This is a genomic window from Mycolicibacter kumamotonensis, from assembly GCF_002086285.1.
GTDB lineage: Bacteria > Actinomycetota > Actinomycetes > Mycobacteriales > Mycobacteriaceae > Mycobacterium > Mycobacterium kumamotonense.
Window position 1 is genome coordinate 157,861 of the sequence record NZ_MVHU01000004.1, and the last position, 18,661, is coordinate 176,521.

General features: G+C 68.7%; 15 protein-coding genes. 7 read left to right on the forward strand and 8 right to left on the reverse strand.

Annotated elements, in window-relative coordinates:
* The first annotated feature begins 4 nt into the window (after positions 1 to 4).
* Positions 5 to 1,222, forward strand: a complete 1,218-nt coding sequence (coaE, locus tag BST28_RS04755) for a dephospho-CoA kinase (RefSeq protein WP_083080152.1) — start codon at positions 5 to 7, stop codon at positions 1,220 to 1,222.
* A 6-nt stretch (positions 1,223 to 1,228) separates the two neighbouring features.
* Here coaE and BST28_RS04760 read toward each other — a convergent pair whose 3' ends face one another.
* Both BST28_RS04760 and BST28_RS04765 read right to left on the reverse strand, forming a co-directional pair.
* Complete coding sequence (locus BST28_RS04760) at positions 1,229 to 1,657, reverse strand: hypothetical protein (protein WP_019736965.1); 429 nt, start codon at positions 1,655 to 1,657, stop codon at positions 1,229 to 1,231.
* Positions 1,658 to 1,667: 10 nt separating this feature from the next.
* A complete protein-coding gene (locus tag BST28_RS04765; protein ID WP_019736966.1) occupies positions 1,668 to 2,210 on the reverse strand; it encodes a ribonuclease FAU-1 family protein in 543 nt (180 codons plus the stop codon).
* A 45-nt stretch (positions 2,211 to 2,255) separates the two neighbouring features.
* On the opposite strand from BST28_RS04765, the gene uvrB reads away from it, so the two are divergent.
* Positions 2,256 to 4,427, forward strand: coding sequence for an excinuclease ABC subunit UvrB (gene uvrB / locus BST28_RS04770; protein ID WP_083080154.1), 2,172 nt, complete (start codon positions 2,256 to 2,258; stop codon positions 4,425 to 4,427).
* An 82-nt stretch (positions 4,428 to 4,509) separates the two neighbouring features.
* Positions 4,510 to 5,925 (forward strand): MFS transporter, encoded by a 1,416-nt coding sequence (locus BST28_RS04775; RefSeq protein WP_165607059.1) that lies wholly within the window; start codon positions 4,510 to 4,512, stop codon positions 5,923 to 5,925.
* Positions 5,926 to 5,950: 25 nt separating this feature from the next.
* Here BST28_RS04775 and BST28_RS04780 read toward each other — a convergent pair whose 3' ends face one another.
* On the reverse strand, positions 5,951 to 7,501 hold the full coding sequence (locus tag BST28_RS04780) for a glycosyltransferase family 39 protein (protein ID WP_083080155.1): 1,551 nt from the start codon (positions 7,499 to 7,501) through the stop codon (positions 5,951 to 5,953).
* Between the two features lie 241 nt (positions 7,502 to 7,742).
* Here BST28_RS04780 and BST28_RS04785 point away from each other — a divergent pair, with 241 nt between their 5' ends.
* From BST28_RS04785 to BST28_RS04795, 3 genes are all read left to right on the forward strand, one after another.
* Positions 7,743 to 8,189 (forward strand): universal stress protein, encoded by a 447-nt coding sequence (locus BST28_RS04785; protein WP_019737579.1) that lies wholly within the window; start codon positions 7,743 to 7,745, stop codon positions 8,187 to 8,189.
* Between the two features lie 226 nt (positions 8,190 to 8,415).
* Positions 8,416 to 8,811 carry an XRE family transcriptional regulator gene (locus tag BST28_RS04790; RefSeq protein ID WP_065288739.1) on the forward strand — a complete coding sequence of 132 codons (396 nt, stop codon included), beginning with the start codon at positions 8,416 to 8,418 and terminating at the stop codon, positions 8,809 to 8,811.
* A complete protein-coding gene (locus BST28_RS04795; RefSeq protein ID WP_083080157.1) occupies positions 8,808 to 9,467 on the forward strand; it encodes an RES family NAD+ phosphorylase in 660 nt (219 codons plus the stop codon). The genes BST28_RS04790 and BST28_RS04795 overlap by 4 nt, the downstream gene beginning before the upstream one ends.
* A gap of 13 nt (positions 9,468 to 9,480) precedes the next feature.
* On the opposite strand, the gene BST28_RS04800 is transcribed toward BST28_RS04795, so the two are convergent.
* The gene (locus tag BST28_RS04800) at positions 9,481 to 10,167 is read right to left on the reverse strand and encodes an MBL fold metallo-hydrolase (RefSeq protein WP_065288717.1); all 687 of its coding nucleotides are present in this window, start codon (positions 10,165 to 10,167) and stop codon (positions 9,481 to 9,483) included.
* A 57-nt stretch (positions 10,168 to 10,224) separates the two neighbouring features.
* Here BST28_RS04800 and uvrA point away from each other — a divergent pair, with 57 nt between their 5' ends.
* Entirely contained in the window at positions 10,225 to 13,131 is a 2,907-nt protein-coding gene (uvrA, locus tag BST28_RS04805) for an excinuclease ABC subunit UvrA (RefSeq protein ID WP_065288716.1), read from the forward strand.
* A 107-nt stretch (positions 13,132 to 13,238) separates the two neighbouring features.
* On the opposite strand, the gene BST28_RS04810 is transcribed toward uvrA, so the two are convergent.
* From BST28_RS04810 to lysX, 4 genes are read right to left on the reverse strand one after another with little or no spacing between them, the layout of a single operon-like run.
* Positions 13,239 to 14,411, reverse strand: a complete 1,173-nt coding sequence (locus BST28_RS04810) for a winged helix DNA-binding domain-containing protein (RefSeq protein ID WP_065288715.1) — start codon at positions 14,409 to 14,411, stop codon at positions 13,239 to 13,241.
* A gap of 3 nt (positions 14,412 to 14,414) precedes the next feature.
* Positions 14,415 to 14,654 (reverse strand): hypothetical protein, encoded by a 240-nt coding sequence (locus tag BST28_RS04815; RefSeq protein ID WP_065288738.1) that lies wholly within the window; start codon positions 14,652 to 14,654, stop codon positions 14,415 to 14,417.
* 10 nt (positions 14,655 to 14,664) lie between these two features.
* Entirely contained in the window at positions 14,665 to 15,090 is a 426-nt protein-coding gene (locus tag BST28_RS04820; protein ID WP_065288714.1) for a DUF6653 family protein, read from the reverse strand.
* 21 nt (positions 15,091 to 15,111) lie between these two features.
* Positions 15,112 to 18,402 carry a bifunctional lysylphosphatidylglycerol synthetase/lysine--tRNA ligase LysX gene (gene lysX / locus BST28_RS04825; protein ID WP_420093425.1) on the reverse strand — a complete coding sequence of 1,097 codons (3,291 nt, stop codon included), beginning with the start codon at positions 18,400 to 18,402 and terminating at the stop codon, positions 15,112 to 15,114.
* Positions 18,403 to 18,661 lie beyond the last annotated feature (259 nt).

An 18,661-nucleotide genomic window follows, 5' to 3' on the forward strand; every position in this document is an offset into this window, starting at 1 on the left:
GCAGATGCTGCGTATCGGTCTGACCGGCGGTATCGGCGCCGGTAAGTCGACCGTGTCGGCTGCCTTCAGCCGCCAGGGTGGCGTCATCGTCGACGGTGACGTCATCTCCCGTGAAGTCGTGGAGCCCGGTACCGAAGGCCTCGCCAAACTGGTCGAGGCCTTCGGGCCGGGCATCCTGCTTCCAGACGGTGCTTTAGACCGTCCGGCGCTGGCCGCGATCGCCTTCAGCGACGACGACAAGCGGGCGACGCTCAACGGGATCGTGCACCCGCTGGTGGCGGCGCGCCGCGCGGAGCTGATCGAAGCGGCCGGTGACGAGGCGGTGATCGTCGAGGACATTCCGCTGCTGGTCGAGTCGCAGATGGCTCCGCTGTTCCCGCTGGTGGTGGTGGTGCACGCCGACGTAGAGACACGAGTAGCCCGACTCCTTCAGTACCGCGGGATGTCGGAGGAGGACGCCCGGGCCCGGATCGCCGCGCAGGCCACCGAGCCGCAACGGCGCGACGTCGCCGACGTGTGGCTGGACAACTCGGGCGATCCGGATCAACTGGCGGAGCAGGCGCTCGACTTGTGGGAGCAGCGCATCAAGCCGTTCGCGCACAACCTCAGAACCGGCCAAACGGTGCCGTCTCCGGCGCAGCTGATGCCGGCCGATCCGACCTGGCCGGATCAGGCGCAGCGCATCCTGGCCCGGGTGCGCACCGCCTGCGGGCACCGGGCGGCCCGGGTCGATCACATCGGGTCCACCGCGGTGCCCAGCCTGGACGCCAAGGACGTCATCGACGTTCAGGTCACGGTCGAATCCCTGGCGGTGGCCGACGAACTCGCCGAAGCCCTGCTGCGCGCCGGTTACCCGCGGATCGAGGCGATCACCGCCGACAACGGCAAACCCGACACCCGCAGCACCGTCGCGGAGTTCGACCACAGCGACGATCCGGCGCTGTGGCAGAAACGTCTTCACGCCTCCGCTGACCCGGGGCGGGCCACCAACGTGCACATCCGGGTGGCGGGCTGGCCCAATCAGCAGTTCGCCCTGCTGTTTCCGGCCTGGCTGTCCGCGGACGCCGAGGCGCGTAACGAGTATCTGGCGGTCAAGCGCGAGGCGGAACGCGCGGGCGTCGAGGGCGGCATCGAGGCCTACGCCGACGTCAAGGAACCCTGGTTCGACACCGCCTACCGGCGGGCGTGGGCTTGGGCCGACGACACCGGTTGGCGTCCCTGAGGCCGGTCAGGCCATGCTGCTGATCAAGGCGCCGCACAGCATCGCGCCGTTGCGCGGGTCGCTGCTGTCCTTCCAGGTGGTGACGAATCGGTCGCTCTTCACCGCGACGATGTCGTCCACGTGGATCTCGCAGTGCACGTTGGCCGACGACGGCCAGCGCAGCCGGATCACCATGCCCGCCTTGCTGGGATCGGACAGCACCGCGTTGGCCTCGAACGGGGCACCGAAGCTGTCGATGTCGCCGCTGGCGGTCTGATAGTCGTTGAGCATGAAGGTGACGACGCTGCCGGTCGTCCAGGCGTCGACCCGGGCGATGTAGGTGACGTTGTGCAGCTCCTCCGGGGCCGCTGCCGCCGTGGCCGGGATCAGTTGACCGCACCCGAGCAGGGCCGCGGTGGTCGCGGTGGCGACACCGATTCGCAGGTTGGCGTTCATGTTGACGAGACTACCTAAATGATCCCGGTGGCGACCCGGTAAGACCATCGCTGACCGGCCACGACACCGGCATGCCCCGGGAGGCCAGCCAGCGCTGCAGGTCGTAGCCGTGGCTGGCCAGGCCGTCGACGGCGGCGACAGACCGGGCCACCGCCCGCTCGGCGTCGTCCTGGCTGAGTAGGCCCTCGCGCACCGCGACCATCAGTTCGTCGACGTCGGTGAGCTCGACGTCCTGCCCGGTGCGCACCACCAGATCCAGGTAGTGGTCCCGGGAGCGCCACTGCACCGGTCCGGGCGTGTACTCGCCGACATCGAGGTAGAAGTCCTGGTCACGCTCGTGGCCCGGGTTGAAGTGGAAGACCGTCGCACGCAGCCCCAGCTCCGGCAGCAGCCAGGACTCCAGGTAGTGGAACTGGGCCCGGCCCGGGGTGGGCCGGGCCAGGTAGAGGCCCCACGGCTGCACGGTATAGACGTCGACCGCGCGCACCACCCCTTTCGGGTCGGTATTGGTGTATCCGACCAGGTCAAAGGTTTCGTGCTTCGGTGGGTGCACCGCTGACCGCCTCTCCTTGTCAGACACCCGGCTTACCCTGGGTTCGTGGCTTTCGCAACGGAACACCCTGTCGTCGCGCATTCGGAGTACCGGCCGCCCGCCGACGCCGTCGAAGGCATCGTGCGGGCCGGCGGCCATTTCGACGTCGTCAGCGACTATCAGCCGGCCGGCGACCAGCCCGCCGCCATCGCCGACCTGGAGCGGCGCATCAAGGCGGGGGAGAAGGATGTGGTGCTGCTGGGCGCCACCGGCACCGGCAAGTCGGCCACCGCGGCCTGGCTGATCGAACGGCTGCAGCGGCCCACCCTGGTGATGGCACCGAACAAGACGCTGGCCGCGCAGCTCGCCAACGAGCTACGAGAGATGTTGCCGCACAACGCCGTCGAGTACTTCGTCTCGTACTACGACTACTACCAGCCGGAAGCCTACATCGCGCAGACCGACACCTACATCGAGAAGGACAGCTCTATCAACGACGACGTGGAGCGGCTGCGTCACTCGGCGACCTCGAGCCTGCTGTCCCGGCGCGACGTGGTGGTGGTGGCGTCGGTGTCGTGCATCTACGGCCTGGGCACCCCGCAGTCCTATTTGGACCGTTCGGTCGAGTTGCAGGTGGGCGCCGAGGTGCCGCGTGACGCCCTGCTGCGGCTGCTGGTCGACGTGCAGTACACCCGCAACGACATGGCGTTCACCCGCGGCTCCTTCCGGGTGCGCGGCGACACCGTCGAGATCATCCCGTCCTATGAGGAGCTGGCCGTCCGCATCGAATACTTCGGCGACGAGATCGAGGCCCTGTATTACCTGCACCCGCTCACCGGGGACGTGGTCCGCAAGGTCGATTCGCTGCGGATCTTCCCGGCCACCCACTATGTGGCCGGCCCGGAGCGGATGATGCAGGCCATCTCCACCATCGAAGAGGAGCTGGCCGCCCGGCTCGACGAGCTGGAGCGCCACGGCAAGCTGCTGGAAGCCCAGCGGCTGCGGATGCGCACCAACTACGACATCGAGATGATGCGCCAGGTCGGGTTCTGCTCGGGCATCGAGAACTATTCACGCCACATCGACGGCCGCGGCGCCGGCACCCCGCCGGCCACCCTGCTGGATTACTTCCCCGAGGACTTCCTGCTCATCATCGACGAATCGCACGTCACCGTGCCGCAGATCGGCGGCATGTACGAGGGCGACATGTCGCGCAAGCGCAACCTGGTGGAGTTCGGCTTCCGGCTGCCGTCGGCCTGCGATAACCGGCCGCTGACCTGGGAGGAGTTCGCCGACCGGATCGGGCAGACGGTCTACATGTCGGCCACCCCGGGCCCGTATGAGCTCAGCCAGGCCGGCGGTGAGTTCGTCGAGCAGGTGATCCGCCCGACCGGCCTGGTGGATCCGAAGGTGGTGGTGAAGCCCACCAAGGGCCAGATCGACGACCTCATCGCCGAGATCCGGCAGCGCGCCGAGGCCGACGAGCGGGTGCTGGTCACCACGCTGACCAAGAAGATGGCCGAAGACCTCACCGACTACCTGCTGGAGATGGGCATCCGGGTGCGCTACCTGCACTCCGAGGTCGACACGCTGCGCCGGGTGGAGCTGCTGCGCCAGCTGCGGCTGGGCGACTACGACGTCCTGATCGGCATCAACCTGCTGCGGGAGGGCCTGGACCTGCCGGAGGTGTCGCTGGTGTCGATCCTCGACGCCGACAAGGAGGGCTTCCTGCGCTCCACCCGCAGCCTGATCCAGACCATCGGCCGCGCCGCCCGCAACGTCTCCGGCGAAGTGCACATGTACGCCGACAAGATCACCGACTCGATGCGGGAGGCCATCGACGAGACCGAGCGGCGCCGCGCCAAGCAGATCGCCTACAACGAGGCCAATGGCATCGACCCGCAGCCGCTGCGCAAGAAGATCGCCGACATCCTCGACCAGGTGTATCGGGAGGTGGAGGACACCGAATCCATCGAGGTCGCCGGGTCGGGCCGCAATTCGTCACGTGGGCGTCGGGCCCAGGGCGAACCGGGACGCGCCGTTTCCGCCGGAGTGTTCGAGGGCCGCGACACCGCCAACATGCCGCGGGCCGAGCTTGCCGACCTCATCAAAGACCTCACTGAGCAGATGATGAACGCGGCCCGGGACCTGCAATTCGAGCTTGCCGCGCGAATCCGCGATGAGATCGCCGACCTGAAGAAGGAATTGCGGGGCATGGATGCGGCCGGAATCAAGTGACGCGCCAGCAAGGCATGCATTTTCGCGTGTCGTGGTGATCCGTGATTGACTGCAAGCGGTGGTGGATCTGACTGAAGCGGTGATAACCGACTCCGCTGTAAACACTGGCAGCTGGCGCGAGCTGCTCGGCAGGCGCTACCTGGGTACCTCGGCCGTGCTGGCCGGGGGTGTCGCGCTCTACGCCACCAACGAGTTCCTCACGATCAGCCTGCTGCCCAGCACCGTCCGGGACATCGGCGGGGAGCGGTTCTACGCCTGGGTGACCACCCTGTATCTCGTCGGATCGGTGATCGCCGCCGCCGCCGCCAACGCGGTGCTGGTCCGGATCGGTTCCCGATCGTCCTACCTGCTGGGCCTGCTGGCGTTCGGCGTCGGCGGCGTGGTGTGCGCGATGGCGCCCCAGATGGAGATTCTGCTGATCGGCCGCACCCTGCAGGGCATGGGTGGCGGCCTGCTGGCCGGGTTGGGCTACGCGCTGATCAACGCCGTCCTGCCCAGCTGGTTGTGGACGCGGGCGTCCGGGCTGGTCTCGGCGATGTGGGGCGTCGGCACCCTGGTCGGTCCCGCGGCCGGCGGCTTGTTCGCCCAGTTCGGCCTGTGGCGGTGGGCATTCGGTGTGATGGCGATGCTGACCGGGGTGATGGCCGCGGCGGTGACGGTGGTGCTGGCCGCCGGGCGCGGCAGCCACCACGGCGAACCGATGAAGATCCCGGTGCGCTCGCTGCTGTTGCTCGGTGGCGCCGCACTGGCGGTCAGCGTCGCGCAGTTGCCGCACAACATGGTGGGTGCGGCCGGGCTGCTGCTCGCCGGCGCCGTCCTACTGGTGGTGTTCCTCATCCTGGACCGGCGCTCGTCGGCCGCGGTGCTGCCGCCCAGCGCCTTCCAGCCGGGCCGGGAGAAGTGGATCTACGTGACGCTGGGCCTGCTGATGGCCACCACGAAGGCCAACCTCTACATCCCGCTGCTGGGTCAGCGGCTGGCCCACCTGCCGCCGGTGATGGCCGGGTTCCTGGGCGCCGCCCTCTCGACCGGCTGGACGTTCAGCGAGATCGCCAGCGCCTCGGTGAGCAAGGTGCGGGTGATCATCGGACTGGTGATCAGCGCACCACTGGTGATGTCGGCGGGCCTGGCGGTGGTGGCGTTCACCCGGATGAGCCACTACAACCCGACCGCGGTCGGTGCGATCTGGGCGCTGGCCCTGCTGGTCGTCGGCATCGGTGTCGGCGCCGGCTGGCCACACCTGTCGGCGTGGGCGATGAGCTGTGTCGATGACCCCGCCGAGGGGGGAACGGCCGCCGCGGCCATCAACACCGTGGCGCTGATCGGCGGGGCGTTCGGGGCGGGCTTCGCCGGCCTGGTGGTCAACACCGCCATCGGCACCGGACTGCCGGCGGCCCGCTGGCTGTTCGCGACGTTCGCGGTCCTGGCCGCCCTGGGGTGCGTGGTGGCCTATCGGGCCAGCCGGGGTGCCGAATCGTTGGCCGGCGCCCACGACTGACGGCCCGGGCGGGCCGAATGCGGGTTCACCGGATGGATCTGATCACCTGGGAGTAGGTGAACTGCCAGCGTTCGACGACGCGAAAACCCAGCTGGCGCAGCACCTGGCCGTCGGGAGTGCGGGCGAACCGGGTGCCCACCGGCAGCATCGCAGCGACCTGATGCGCCGGCAGGGCGTGATCGTGATCGGTGATCGTCCAGATCGTCGGGCAGTCGACCAGCTGATCGGTCAAAGCCCACACCGCCAGATGCCCGTCCCAGAGCCGGCCCAGGTCCTGCCGGCGCGGCCCCAGGCCCGGGTCCCGCAGCTTGGCGAACGTGTTGGGCCGTCCCGCCGGCAGGGCCCGGATCGGGCCGGGCAGCCAGCGGGTGGTGTTGTCGATCAGCAGGCAGTCCCCGGGCCGGGCATGCGCGTCGATCACGTCGGCCACCGCGCTGTAGTCCCAGCCTTCCTTGGTGTACCGATCTCGTTGGTTGGCAACATAATTGGGCGCCGCGGCGAGCACCAGCGCCGCCACAAGGCCGATCAGCGCCCGGCGTGACGCGGCGATCGTGGTGACGGTGAGGGCCAAGATGATCGCCATCGCCGGCGCCGTGGCGATCAGATAGCGCGGGTAGTAGACGGGCTTGACCAGCGCCGAATAGACCACCGTGGCCACGGTGGGGATGATCAGCCACGCGGTGCACAGCGTCAGCAGCTGCCGCACCCCGCCGGCCGGCGCCGGGCGCGCCCCGGCCCGCACCGCGATGACCGCGCCGACGATCAGCAGCCACGCCAGGAGGGCGAACGGCACGCTCTTGTCGAAGAACTGCTGTTGCGCGATCTCGAGCACGGTGGCGAGGTTCAGCGGATGAATCCAGGCCACCTGCCGAATCTGGTTCTGGGTGAACCACAGAAACGGCGCCAACCCCACCAGCGCCATGCCGGCCGCAGTCGCCCACCGCCGCCGCGCCGAGGGTCCGCTGCCGGGCAAGACCACGGGGTGCACCGCCACCATGAGCACCGTGAAGATGTTCAGCACCGTCGACGCCACCACCGCCACGCCGTAACCCACCCACAGCGGCCCGGTGTTGCGCCGCGCCGCCGCGACGCACAGCACGGTCAGCCACACCGCGGCCGCCGCCGCGAACGCGTAGGGGCGGGCCTCGACCCCGGCCCACGTCACCCGCGGCAGCACCGCATACAGCGTGCCCGCGCAGACCGAGAGCCGCCGGCCGGCGAACTGACGGCACAGCACCACCACTCCGGCGGCGCCGACGCCGACCGCCAGGCAACTCGGCACCCGCGCCCAGAACTCGGTGGCGGGGAAGACGACGAACCAGCCGTGCATGAACAGGTAGTACAGGCCGTGCACCGCATCGATGTGGCTCAGCAGGTGCCACAGTTCGGGTAGCGAGCGATGCGTCGACGCCGAGATCGTGGCCGACTCGTCGAACCACAGCGACGGCCGGCTCGCCCCGATACCGCTGATCATCGTCGCCGCCACCGCGATCACGACCGCATCGGGGGGCCTGGGCCGTCCGCGGGACGGTGCCGTTGCCGTGCTCACCGGGGCGCGGGTCAGTACCTGGCTCAACGGCGTGCCCTATCGCTGGGGATGAGGGTGAGGAATTCCCACGCTACCGCCCGGCGCGTGTTGTCAGCTACGTCACGACGGCCGCGAATCCGGTTTTGCAGCCTGTCAGTGCGAATGTGTGGGCAGCAACGCAGGCGACATGTGATGCCAATCGCCCCCATCGGGGCCGCTGACGCGTTAATGTCGCCATGGCTTAGAACATGACAGTGCACATGGCAACTTTTCATCGGAGGGGTTACGGATGAGCGGCTACAAGACGGTGGTGGTCGGTACGGACGGCTCGGATTCGTCGCTGCGTGCCGTCGACCGCGCCGGGCACTTGGCGTCCGGGCAGGGCGCGAAGGTCGTCATCGCCACCGCTTACCTGCCGCACGAAGACGACCCACGGGCTGCCGACCTGCTCAAGGATGAGAGCTACAAGGCCTCCGGCAACGCTCCGATCTACGCCATCCTCAAGGAGGCCAAGGAGCGCGCCATCGCGGCCGGGGCCAACGAGGTGGAGGAGCGCGCCGTGGTCGGCGCGCCGGTCGACGCCCTGGTGGATCTGGCCGAGGAGGTCAAGGCTGACCTGCTGGTGGTCGGCAACGTCGGGCTGAGCACGATCGCCGGGCGCCTGCTCGGGTCGGTGCCGGCCAACGTGTCACGGCGCGCCAAGGTGGACGTGCTGATCGTGCACACCACCGGCTGACCCTCACGGCAACGCCTCGGCCTGCCATGCGCGTGTTGCCGACGCCTGCTCGCTGGCGCTGAACGCCAGCCGCCCCGAGTTTCAGGGGACGCTGCGACAGGGCCCGCGGTTCCACCGTTACGTCCATCCCGGCGTGACGACCGCCCACGTGGTGTTGTTTGTGGTGTTGTTCCGGGTAGTTCTAGTGGTAGTCTTGTGGTGGATACAGTCTGTCCGGAGGTTCCAAATGTCTGTTCTAACAGCCAGCGCCGCTGAGAAGCTCGATTTCGAGGCAACGACCCGCCCAATTCGGGAAATCGCTGGCTATTTGCAGGAGACGGTCGGACAACGAATCGCCGCCGCCCTCGCAGGACTTGCCGATGCGAAACAGATCGGCCGATACGCGCGAGAAGGCGGCCCGGAACCACACGATGCAACCGAACGTAGGTTGCGAGAGGGCTACAAAGTAGTCCGAATGCTGGTCGATGCGTACGACGACAAGACTGCTCGGGCCTGGTTGTTCGGCACGAACACACGTCTGGACGATCGTGCGCCAGTCGAAGTTCTCGGCGGCGCGTCCGACACGGCTGATTTCGCGAGGGTGGTGCAGGCGGCTAGACAGGTCGCTAGCTTTCAGGCGTGAGCAACGTCGGCTCCGAAATTCCGTTGTGGCGAGTTGGCTACCACGCAACTCCACTCGAATTCACGCCACTCGAGCTATACAGCTTCAGCCATCGGTTCGACGACATTCACCACCGCTTTCGCACTCTCTATCTGGCGGACATGCCCGAAACCTGCCTCCGCGAAGTGCTGGCCGACCTCCGGCCAAATCTCGGTGCCAAGCTCAGGCATATCGAACGATACGGGCCTGAAGCGGCTGAAGACTTCGCCGCTGCGCCCGTGACTGCAAGCTGGCGCCGCCAGCACGTACTAGTTCCAGCGCTACTAAGAATCGATGGCCCGATTATTGACCTAACCGACGGGGCGGTCCGTCAAGAGATAGAAGACAGGCACGCCCCGCTTCTGGTCGAAAATGGCATGGAGCATCTTGATCTGCACGAGATTACGACGAGTCGTCGCGTGGTTACCCAGACGATTGCTGGAGTCCTCTACGACAGGGGTGTAGCTGCCGTGAGGTTTTTATCTCGGCTTGACGCTGAGCCTTGCGTGGCCCTATTTGAGGGCCGCGGAGACGCGGACCTCATTGGCGAGACCGTTGCCCTGACGGACCCCGCCCCCGATCCGCTTCGCATTGTCACGACCGAGTGGAATCTGGATCTGGAGACCTGTCCTGCCTAGCTTCGGAAGGAGCTCACCAACCCCGTTCGCGCCACTCGGCCAGATGCGGGCGTTCGGCACCGAGTGTGGTGTCATCACCGTGCCCGGGATAGACCACGGTGTCATCACCGAACCGGTCGAACACCTTGCGGCTCACGTCGCCGAGCAGGCGCTCGAAGTCCCCGGGCTGCCAGGTCTTTCCGACACCCCCCGGGAACAGGCAGTCCCCGGTGAACAACTGCGTCACACCGCCGGTGGCCGCACCGTCCAGCGCCAACGCCACCGACCCCTCGGTGTGGCCCTGCAGGTGGATCACGTCGAAGGTCAGGTCTCCGACGCTCACCGTGTCGCCGTCGGCCAGCAGCCGGTCGGGGGTCACCGGCAGTGGGTCGGCGTCCAGCGCGTGCGCTGCCGTCGGCGCCCCGGTCGCCTCGGCCAGCGCGGCCAGCGCCTGCCAGTGGTCGAAGTGCTGGTGGCTGGTCACGATCAGCGCCACGTCCGGGGCGTGCTCGCGCACCAGCGCCACCAGATTCTCGGCGTCGTTGGCCGCATCGATCAACAACGTCTTACCGGTGTTGGTGCAGGTCACCAGGTAGGCGTTGTTGTCCATCGGGCCCACCGACGTCTTGATGATCGTCGCCCCGGGCAGGGTGCGGCGGGCCGCTGTTCCGGGTTCGACGTGTCCGGTGTAGGCGTCGTCAACGGCGATCTGGGAGGTCATATCCGCAACCGTACTGGCCCTGACCTGGTTGTCGGTAGCGCCACCTAGCATGGACGGGTGGCTGACCGGCTGATCATCAAAGGTGCGCGTGAACACAACCTGCGCAGTGTGGACCTGGACCTGCCACGTGATGCGCTGATCGTCTTCACCGGGCTGTCCGGGTCGGGTAAATCCTCGCTGGCCTTCGACACGATCTTCGCCGAGGGCCAGCGCCGCTACGTCGAATCGCTGTCGGCCTACGCCCGGCAGTTCCTGGGCCAGATGGACAAGCCCGACGTCGACTTCATCGAGGGTCTGTCGCCGGCGGTATCGATCGATCAGAAGTCCACCAACCGCAACCCGCGCTCGACGGTCGGCACCATCACCGAGGTCTACGACTACCTGCGGCTGCTGTATGCGCGGGCCGGCACGCCGCATTGCCCGGTCTGCGGTGAGCGCATCGCCCGCCAGACCCCGCAGCAGATCGTCGACCAGGTGTTGGCCATGGATGAGGGCCTGCGTTTCCAGGTGCTGGCACCGGTGGTGCGCACCCGCAAGGGTGAGTTCGCCGACCTGTTCGAGAAGCTGAACACGCAGGGCTACAGCCGGGTCCGGGTCGACGGCGTGGTGCACTCGCTCACCGATCCCCCCAAGCTCAAGAAGCAGGAGAAGCACGACGTCGACGTCGTGGTGGACCGGTTGACGGTCAAAGAGTCGGCCAAGCAGCGGCTCACCGACTCCATCGAGACCGCGCTGGGCCTGGCCGACGGCATCGTGGTGCTGGAGTTCGTCGACCGCGACGACGACCACCCGCACCGCGAGCAGCGGTTCTCCGAGAAGCTGGCCTGCCCCAACGGCCACCCGCTGGCCGTCGACGACCTGGAGCCGCGGTCGTTCTCGTTCAACTCGCCTTACGGGGCCTGCCCGGAATGCGCCGGGCTGGGCATCCGCAAGGAGGTCGACGCCGACCTGGTGGTGCCCGACCCGGACCGCACCCTGGCCGAGGGCGCGGTGGCGCCGTGGTCGATGGGGCCCACCAGTGAGTACTTCACCCGGATGATGGCCAGTCTCGGTGCGGCGATGGGTTTCGACGTCGACACCCCGTGGCGCAAACTTCCCGCCAAGGCCCGCCGGGCCATCCTGGAGGGCTCCGACGAGCAAGTCCACGTGCGTTACCGCAACCGCTACGGCCGAACCCGCTCCTACTACACCGATTTCGAAGGTGTGATGGCGTTCCTGCAGCGCAAGATGGAGCAGACCGAGTCCGAGCAGATGAAGGAACGCTACGCCGGCTTCATGCGTGACGTGCCGTGCCCGGAGTGCGCCGGCACCCGGCTCAAGCCGGAGATCCTGGCGGTGACATTGGCCGCCGGCGACTACGGCAGCAAATCCATTGCGCAGGTGAGTGATCTGTCGATCGCGGACTGTTCCGATTTCCTCAACGCGCTCACGTTGGGCCCGCGCGAGCAGGCCATCGCCGGGCAGGTGCTCAAGGAGATCCAGTCCCGGCTGAGTTTTTTGCTCGACGTCGGATTGGAGTACCTGACCTTGTCGCGGGCCGCCGGAACGCTGTCCGGCGGTGAGGCGCAACGCATTCGGCTGGCCACCCAGATCGGCTCGGGCCTGGTCGGGGTGCTCTACGTGCTCGACGAGCCGTCGATCGGGCTGCACCAGCGCGACAACCGCCGGCTGATCGAAACCCTGGTGCGGCTGCGCGACCTGGGCAACACCTTGATCGTGGTCGAGCACGACCTGGACACCATCGCCCACGCCGACTGGATCGTCGACATCGGGCCGGCGGCCGGGGAGCACGGCGGGCGGATCGTGCACAGCGGGCCCTATGCCGAGTTGCTGGCCAACCCCGACTCCATCACCGGGGCCTACCTGTCCGGTGCGAAAAGCATTGCGGTGCCGGCGGTTCGCCGTACGATCGACCACCGCCGCCAGCTCGGGGTGGTCGGTGCCCGCGAGCACAACCTGGCCGGGGTGGACGTGGCGTTCCCGCTGGGCGTGCTCACCGCGGTGACCGGTGTGTCCGGATCGGGCAAGTCGACGCTGGTCAACGACATCCTGGCGGCGGTGCTGGCCAACAAGCTCAACGGTGCCCGGCTGGTGCCCGGCCGGCACACCCGCGTCACCGGCCTGGACCACCTGGACAAGCTGGTGCGGGTCGACCAGTCACCGATCGGGCGCACCCCGCGCTCCAACCCGGCCACCTACACCGGGGTGTTCGACAAGATCCGCACCCTGTTCGCCGCCACCACCGAGGCCAAGGTCCGCGGCTACCAACCCGGCCGGTTCTCCTTCAACGTCAAGGGCGGTCGCTGCGAGGCGTGCACCGGCGACGGCACCATCAAGATCGAGATGAACTTCCTGCCGGATGTCTATGTGCCCTGCGAGGTCTGTCACGGCGCCCGCTACAACCGGGAGACGCTGGAGGTGCACTACAAGGGCAAGACCATCGCCGAGGTGCTCGACATGTCCATCGAGGAGGCGGCGGAGTTCTTCGAGCCGATCACCGGCATCCACCGCTATCTGCGGACCCTGGTCGACGTCGGGCTCGGCTATGTGCGGCTGGGTCAGCCGGCGCCGACGCTGTCCGGCGGTGAGGCGCAGCGGGTGAAGCTGGCCTCGGAGTTGCAGAAGCGCTCCACCGGGCGCACGGTCTACATCCTCGACGAACCCACCACCGGCCTGCATTTCGAGGACATCGCCAAACTGCTGGGCGTCATCAACGGCCTGGTCGACAAGGGCAACACGGTGATCGTCATCGAACACAACCTGGACGTGATCAAGACCGCGGACTGGATCATCGACATGGGCCCCGAGGGCGGCGCGGGCGGCGGCACGGTGGTGGCCACCGGCACACCCGAGGACGTGGTGGCCATCCCGGAGAGCTACACCGGCAAGTTCCTCGCCGAAATCCTCGGCGCACCGGCCAAACCCGCCAAGACGGTCAAGCGGAAGCGCAAGGCCAGCGCCTAGGCGTCGGCAACGGCGTCTTTCGACTCCGTCCTGCCCGCAGCGACCCAGTCGGGGCCGGGGGTACGCGATACTCACACGGCAGTTCACGGCTTCGCGCGGCTACGCCCTCAGCGTGCCGCCTTCATCAGCGGTGACGGAAACCGCGGTGACACCCGCACCCCGTCCAGCCAGTCGGTGAGCCGGCGGGCCCGCTTGTCCAGCACCTGGCGCGCCAGGCGGCCAGGGTCCTCCAGCAGCTGCAACTCGACCCGCCCGGCGGCGTTCTGATACCAGCCGCCCACGATCCGGCCGCTCCACCACACCGTGGGCCCGGCGTTGCCGCTGCGGTCGAACAGTTGGCCGCGATGCTCGCCGAGATACCAATCGCGGTGATACCAGCCCATCGTGGTGACGTCGAGCGCGGGCAGCAGCGCACCCCACGCCTCGACGTCGGGTTCGGGCTCCAGATCGTCGGGCAGCGCGAAACCCGGTGTGCCGTGCAGATCGACGTCGACGGCGCCGATCTCGCTCAACGTCTTCTTGACCTCGGTCTTGGTGGTGCCGAACCACCACTTGATGTCGTCGGCGGTGGCGGGCCCGAACGCCCGCAGCCAGGTGGTGACCAGCTGTGCCTGTGCCGCCTCGGCGGGCATCGTTTCGCCCGGCTCGCCGAGCCAGTCGGTGGTTCTGGCCCACCGTGGCCGCGACGAGGTCCAGGTGGCGTCGTTGGGTCCGCGCACGATGTCGCCCTGGGCGCCGAGCACGGTCAGCGCCCGCGGCGCCAGCGGGGTCGGCCCGCCGTAGGGTTTGCCGGGCGCCGGGTCGTAGGCTCCGGCCAGTTCCGGAAGGGCCGCGCGCAACTCGGTGCTGCTGGTCGGGCCGTGTTCGCCCAGGTGACGCAGCACCGCCGCACCGGCCCGGGCGAGCCAGCGTTCACCGTCGGCCGCCACGCCGGCCTTGGCGACGTCGGCGACGAGCCGGCGTCGCTCGGTGGCGGCCACCCGGTCACTGGCCGCGGCCTGCACCGCGGGCAGATCGGCCGGATCGACCACCCACAGGGTGCGGCGCATCGCCAGATGTTTGACCAGCGACCGCTTTTCATACAGTGCACTGTCGAGGTCGGCCACCGCGAACGGTGACGATCGCGCCCACAGCGACAGATACGGGGTGCCCGGATCGGTGGCGTGCAGGCCGACCAGCGCGGCCGCCACCTGGGTCATCGGCTCGGTCGCGGCATCGGCGGTCAGGAAATGCCGGCGCGCCAAACGGTTTCGCCGTTCATCGATGGTGAAACTGCGCACCGGTCAGCGCTCGTCGTCGCGCATCGAGGCGCGGATCTGCTCCAACCGGTCTGCGGCTGCGCGCTGCCTGTCCTCGTACTGCTGCTCGACGCGGCGGCCCTCCGGCGTCTCCGACTCCAGCTCCTGCGCACCGATCGAGGTCTGATACCGGTTTTCGATCTTGTCGCGCACCGAGTCGAAGGTCGGTACGCCCGCGTCGTCGAAACCGGGGTCGGCCTGCGGGCCGGTCGGATCGTCACCCATGCTCGCCACGTTACCGGCGGCGGTCGTGATAGCGGACCATGAATTCCCAGTAGCCCATGGTCAGCGTCATCGCCACTGCCGTGGCGATCGCGGTGGGCAGCAACCGCCGGCGCCGGGCGGAGACCAGGGCGGTCGCGGTCGCGGCGGCACCGGCGAGGTTCACCAGCAGGGCGACGTCGGCGGGCCGGTCGGTGATCCACTGCTCCTCGCCGAGCATCGCGCGGGTCGACCACGCCGACACGTCGGCCGGTGCCCCGAAGATCACCGGGTTCAGCGCGAACCAGGCCGACACCCATGCCGCGTCGGACCAGGAGCGCCGCCACACCGGGACCAGGATCAGTGGCGTCGTCGCCCAGCGGCTCCAGGCGCTCCACGGGTGGGCGTGCCGGGCGAAGATCGCGCGGCGGACGCGGGCTACGGTGGCGGCGGCGTGCACCCCTCCATCATGGCCCGCCGTTCAGCGCGGCTTGGCCAGCGGGAACGGCAGCGTGTCGCGGATGCCGTGGCCGGTGATGAGCATGACGATCCGGTCCACGCCCATCCCCAGGCCACCGGTGGGGGCCATCGCGTACTCCATGGCCTGCAGGAAGTCCTCGTCGAGCTCCATGGCCTCGACATCGCCGCCGGCGGCCAGCAGCGACTGCTGGTGCAGCCGGCGGCGCTGTTCCACCGGATCGGTGAGCTCGCTGTAGGCGGTGCCCAGCTCGACGCCCCAGGCCACCAGATCCCACCGCTCGGCCACTCCCGGCTTGCAGCGGTGCGGCCGGGTCAGCGGCGACACCGAGGTGGGGAAGTCGGTGTAGAACGTGGGCCGCTCGGTGCGGGCCTCCACCAGGTGCTCGTAGAGTTCGAGCACCACCGCCCCGGCATCCCATTGCCGCAGAAAGTGCACGCCCACCCCGTCGCACAATCGGCGTAGCGTGCCCAGATCGGTGTCGGCGTCGATCTTTTCGCCGAGGGCATCCGAGACCGCGTCGTGCACGGTGCGCACCGGCCAGTCCCCGGAGATGTCCACCGCTTCCAGCCGACCGTCGGCGCCCGGCCGCATCACCACCGGCGCGCCGTTGGCCGCCACCGCGGCGTTCTGGATGAGCTCGCGCGCACCGTCGATCCAGGCGAGGTAGTCGGCGTGGGCCTGGTACGCCTCGAGCAGGGTGAATTCCGGGTTGTGGCTGAAGTCGACGCCTTCGTTGCGAAACGCCCGGCCCAGCTCGAACACCCGCTCCACCCCGCCGACGCACAGCCGCTTGAGGTAGAGCTCCGGGGCGATGCGCAGGTACAGGTCGAGGTCGTAGGCGTTGATGTGGGTGACGAACGGCCGGGCGTTGGCCCCGCCGTGCAACTGCTGCAGGATCGGGGTCTCGACCTCCAGGAATCCCTTGGCGAACAAGGTGTCTCGAAGGGAGCGCAACACACTGCTGCGGGCCGCGAGCAGCTCGCGTGACTCGGAGTTGATCGCCAGGTCCACATAGCGCGTCCGCACCCGGGCCTCGGGATCGGTCAGGCCCCTCCACTTGTCGGGCAACGGGCGCAGGCATTTGCCGACCAGCCGCCAGTGCGTCACCAGCAGGGACGGGGTCCCGTTGCGGCTGTGGCCCATCCGGCCGGTCGCTTCGATCAGGTCGCCGAGATCGACCACCGAGTTGAAGTCCGCGGCCCGCGCCGTGCCGACCTCGGCCAGAACCGAATTGTCCAGCAGCAGCTGCACTTCACCTGACCAGTCGCGCAGCTGGGCGAACAACACGCCGCCGTAGTCGCGCATCCGCAGCACCCGCCCGGCCGCCGAGACGGTGTCCTCGGCGCCGGCCTGCAACGCTTGCGCGACGGTGTGACTGGGCGGGCGGCCCACCGGATAGGCGTCAATACCGTTGTCCTGCAACGACGTCAACTTGGCCATTCGGACCCGGACCTGTTCGGGAAGCCGGGGCAGGGCTGCGTCGGGCTCGGATGCGTCGGGCGTGCCGGTGGTCTCGGCGTCGGGGGCGCTGCCGTCGGCGTGCAGCCGTCCGGTGGCGGCCACTGCCGCCGGCACCGACGAGTGGTGCCCGGTGTGCTGTTCGTTGCGCCGGGAAAACGGCAGCACCAGAAAACCTTCGGCGATCACCGAGGCGACCCCGACCCGCGGGATCAGCCGGGCGTCCTCGTAGCAGGCGTAGCGCGGCACCCACTCGGGCTGGTATTTCATGTTCGAGCGGTACAGCGTCTCCAATTGCCACCAGCGTGAGAAAAACATCAGCAGCCGGCGCCACGCCCGCAGCACCGGACCGGCACCCAGCTGGGCGCCTTGCTCGAACGCCGCCCGAAACATCGCGAAGTTCAGCGAAATGCGGCTGACGCCGATGGTGGCGGCCTGCAGCGCAAGCTCGCTGACCATCAACTCGATGGTGCCGTTGGGGGAGTGTGGTGCGCGGCGCATCAGATCCAGCGACACCCCGCTGCGCCCCCACGGGACCAGCGACAGCATCGCCACCACGTCGCCGTCGGGTGAGCCGGTTGCCGGGTCGCCGTGGACCGCCTCGACCAGCAGGCAATCGGCGTCGGCGGGGTCACCCAGCCGGCCCAGCGCCATAGAGAATCCGCGCTCGGATTCGGTGTCGCGCCAGGCGTCGGCGCGTTCGATCACCCGGGCCATCTCGTCGGCGCCGATGTCGCCGTGCCGGCGCATCCGCACCGTCAGCCCCGACCGGCGGGCCCGGGTCACCGCCTGGCGCACCGCGCGCATGTCCGGGCCGGACAGTTTGAACTCCGAGGTCCGCAGGATCGCCTCGTCACCGAGCTCCAGGGCGCTCAGGCCCGCCTCCCGGAAGGCCTGGGCCCCGGCGAGGCTGGCGCCCATCACCCCGGGCGCCCAGCCGTAGTCCTGGCAGATGCGCAGCCAGGCGTTGATGGCCTGCGGCCACGCCCGCGGGTCGCCGACCGGGTCGCCGCTGGCCAGGCAGACGCCCACCTCGACCCGATAGGTGATGGCGGCGCGCCCGCTGGGGGCGAACACCACCGACTTGTCGCGGCGGGTGGCGAAGTAACCCAGCGAGTCGTTCTGGCCGTACTGTTCGAGCAACCCGCGGATCGCCGACTCGTCCTGGCCGGTCAGGGCGTTGTCGGCGCGCTGGGACAAGAACAACACGATGGCCGCGACGATCAGGGCCAGCGCCCCGAGCAGGCCGCACAGTGCCTTGAGCCCGAAGTCGGGCTTGCCGGGGAAGAAGTCCGGTTCCAGCAGCGCGAAGCCGACCACCCGGTTCACCACATACGGCAGCCGTAACGGCCGCTGCACAGTGCCGGGAAACAGCTCGATGAGCCCCCAGCACAGCAGGATCGCCACCGCCCAGCCCGCCGCCAGGGTCGTCGCGGACTTGAGCAGGGCGCCGCGGCGGACCTTGGCCCAGAACTCACCGCGGGCCAGGATCAGCACCGCCAGCGCGGCGGCGTGCAGGGCCAGGCCGGCGGCGCCGCTGATGATCTGCAGCCGGTCGGTGCTTCCCGACACCAGCCGGCTCACGTTCCAGCCGCCGGCGACCAGCAGGTTGGCGATCAGCAACCACCAGGCGATGCGCTTGCGTGCGCTGAGCGCCGCGGCCAGCAGTCCCAGCACGACCGTCCAGGCCAGGCTGGTGTCGGGGAAATTGAACAGGTACTTGTCGATGAATTCGCGCGGCACCCGGATGACCCAGCGGATCACCGGGGACATGCTCGCCAGCAGGGACAACGTGGCGGCGGTGCCGACAGCCCAGGCGGTAGCTGCGGGCACCCAGTGCAACCGCGAGGTCGAACGGCCGCGCGGACGCGGCCCGGTCAGCGTCATAGCCCGCGAGAATAAGCAGTCAAACCGGGAAACCGATGTGAGGCCCGCCCCCGGGCGAAACGGCGGGCTGGAGGAATGCCGAACTGCTGCTAGACTGTGTGCCGCGACCGTCCCGGCGTACGCCAGGACTGCAAGTGGAGTTCCCTCCCACCACGAGCCAGGAGCAATCCGTAGGCGAAGTGGTCCGGTCGCAGGCGGTGCGAAC